Below are 2635 nucleotides of genomic sequence, written 5' to 3'. Positions count from 1 at the left end.
CGAAGCGAGCCGCAATGGATGACACGTTTATGCTCCAAGTCTTAGCCGCTGCGTTGCCCGACTCGGGTAAAGACTCCACCCCTAGTTGTCAATAGCGTTTGAGATGCGCTTACCCTGGCTTGAGATCACCAATGATTTAGCACTAGATCACTCATCATTTTTCGGTTTTATTCTAGCCAGAAATATCCTTGTAATTTTCATGTCAATGATTTCATTTAATTCATCCCAAAATCACGAATGATATCATCCATAATCGTAATAGAATTCAATTAGATGTCTGGCGATCGTATTAACAATTTGATTGCGATATTACTATCTGGCTTGATTGAGAAATATTAAATTCATAGCGACTGCAACAAGAATAGTAAGTCTACAAGTTCACTGAGCTATTCAAATTTGGAGCGGTCCGAATTCTGATCTTCTGATCTGACAATTGCTATCGGATTATTTGGCTTCGATCGAGTTCGATCGGCCTCGTTAGAAAGACTTCAGTAGGCAAACTTCAGTAGGCAAACGGGCAAGTTGCCGTTGTTTCCATGGGGAAAGTCATAGCTGTTGAGCCTAGGAGCGTATCGTTGCTGTAACGATCGGCCTGGGAGAGCAGCAAAAAATCTCGCGCAAGACTCGCGCAAGACTTGGATAGCCATAGCCCATTAGCTTGGGACGGCAATCGGGGATTCATTCATGGATGCGACAGATTCGATTTCCCTTCGCATCCGCGCTACGCAACGCTGGCAATAGAAAAAAGGAATTTAGCCAAATTCTTGCAAAATTCTTGTAAATCTCGCCTTTTTCTGGGCGTAGCCTCTCCACAGAAGATCGGGAGATTTAGGGGGGCAGGCGATTTGCAAGCAAAAAGATGATTGTCCTAACAATCTTGGTTGCAACTATCAATCTTGGAGAAAAATCATCCAGATTGGCCTGAAATTTGAAAGGATAACAGAAATTTGAAAGGATAACAACGGATGCGATGACCGAAAGCCAACGGACTACGATCGCACATCCAGACAAGCTATTTCAAAAACGCCCTAGAAGGTAGAGGCGAGGAGTCCTGTTTGTCCTTGGCGGCTTCCCGGAGGGATTGCGCGACCACTTTCACCACTTTAGGCTGGGTCGCGATCGTCTCTTTTTGCAAGGGCGGAGGCGCGATCGTCATCGTTTTTTCCGCTTGCAGATAGACATTACCATCCGAGCCCACCTGTAGCAAAGAATTCCCATTGTCGCCGGAGCCCAACTTTGTATCTAATTTCAAACTGCGATCGAGGGGAGCTGTCGTCGCCAAAAATAACACCGTTTGTTCGGGTTCAAACTCTAAGGGGAGTTGGGTTTGATTTAACTGCCACACTTCCTGCGGCAACCCCTTCCCACTGGGTTGGTTCAGATTGAGCTTGGTTTCCCAGGTGCCCTTGCTCACCTCCACCTGCTGCTTAGCAACCACTGCATAAATAGGTTGGGTATTGATGAGGCGACGGGCATCGCTACGAGGCCGAAGCCGACGAATCGCTTGAACCGTTACCCTCAACGGTTTTTCCTGCCCCCCAACCTTAGGGTTTGGCAAATTGGTTTGGCCTTGAACAGTATAGGTACCATCCCCGCCCCCTGAAACTTGCAACGATAGTTCTGGCTTGAGGGGCTTATTCTCTGAGCAGCCGATCGTCATCAGCAAAAGACTAACTAGGACAATGCATTTGCACTGTTTAAACCCGTTTAACTGTTTGAACCCATTTAAATAAAGTTGCCAATCCTTGGGTTGCCCACTGTTGGATTGCCTGTTGGATTGCCTCCCATAGGGTCGCGAACCGTTGCGGGGATGCCCCTGATTGTCCATGGGATAGGAGTTTAGTAGGGAAGAGGCGGATGAATCTGAGTTTCCGTGGTACATAGTCAGTGGAAAAAATCAGTGAAATTGAAAGCCAACTGTTCCAGTCTTCTTGACGGTGGATAGGTTCACTGAACGTTGTATACCAACATCGTCAAGTTTTAACAAGTCTGTAGGTATCTAGATCTTGTGATCAACGTCAAGGGGATTTATCCGGGCTTTTAGGGTAAAACGTAGTAGGGATCTAACAGTAACTTCCGTTTTTTTACGGATCAGCTTAGATCAGTACGGATAAGTAATGCGTCACTCCGAAAATTCTCTGACTATCTAAAATAAAAACCGTATCGATCATTCGAGTCAGTGATCCGTGCAGAGGTCAACAGAGGTTAAGGGAGGTTAACCGAGGTTAAAGAAACGATCGAAAAACATCTTTAAGCCGCACCTTGAAGCCAAGGGACGCACAAGATGGCTGACAAAAACTGCTAATCAAGTTGTCAAATTTAAGTTGTTAAAGTCTAAGCAAGTTGCTAAAAGATAGTGCGATCGAGAAGATAACAGGCAAAATTGAGTAAAAAATGTGTCGAGCGCAGAGGAACCCCGCGCTGATTCAGGTGCAGACCGAAGTCATTCATGTAGAGATGGTGTGAGGCAGGCAATCATGGTGGATAGATCGAAATTGCTATTTCTAGAAATTGTTAAAGGGGTTAAGTCCGATCGGAGATCCCCGCGAGGCCGTGCCCTTTTGGCAGCGCTAACCCTCCTAGCCTATACAGACGTCCTGCCCACCCAAGCCAGCCCCCTACAGCCAGCCCCCTC

Annotated in this window: 2 protein-coding genes; both read right to left on the bottom strand. The window is 46.5% G+C overall.

Translation table 11 applies throughout. The features are described 5' to 3' along the window. Positions 1 to 488: 488 nt before the first annotated feature. Positions 489 to 647, bottom strand: a complete 159-nt coding sequence (locus tag ACN4EG_RS27535; protein ID WP_431633483.1) for a hypothetical protein — start codon at positions 645 to 647, stop codon at positions 489 to 491. Between the two features lie 365 nt (positions 648 to 1012). After that, complete coding sequence (locus tag ACN4EG_RS27530) at positions 1013 to 1828, bottom strand: hypothetical protein (RefSeq protein WP_431633482.1); 816 nt, start codon at positions 1826 to 1828, stop codon at positions 1013 to 1015. Positions 1829 to 2635 lie beyond the last annotated feature (807 nt).

The sequence above is a fragment of the Alkalinema pantanalense CENA528 genome, from assembly GCF_050753345.1.
Taxonomy (GTDB): Bacteria; Cyanobacteriota; Cyanobacteriia; order Leptolyngbyales; family Leptolyngbyaceae; genus Alkalinema; species Alkalinema pantanalense.
Note: the sequence above shows the minus strand (reverse complement) of the source record. Positions and strands in the feature narration are given on the sequence as shown.

What these genes read in the sequence shown, in the direction of transcription:
- ACN4EG_RS27530 (WP_431633482.1), bottom strand. Translation starts at nt 1,828, where the DNA reads ATGGACAATCAGGGGCATCCCCGCAACGGTTCGCGACCCTATGGGAGG.
- ACN4EG_RS27535 (WP_431633483.1), bottom strand. Translation starts at nt 647, where the DNA reads ATGGCTATCCAAGTCTTGCGCGAGTCTTGCGCGAGATTTTTTGCTGCT.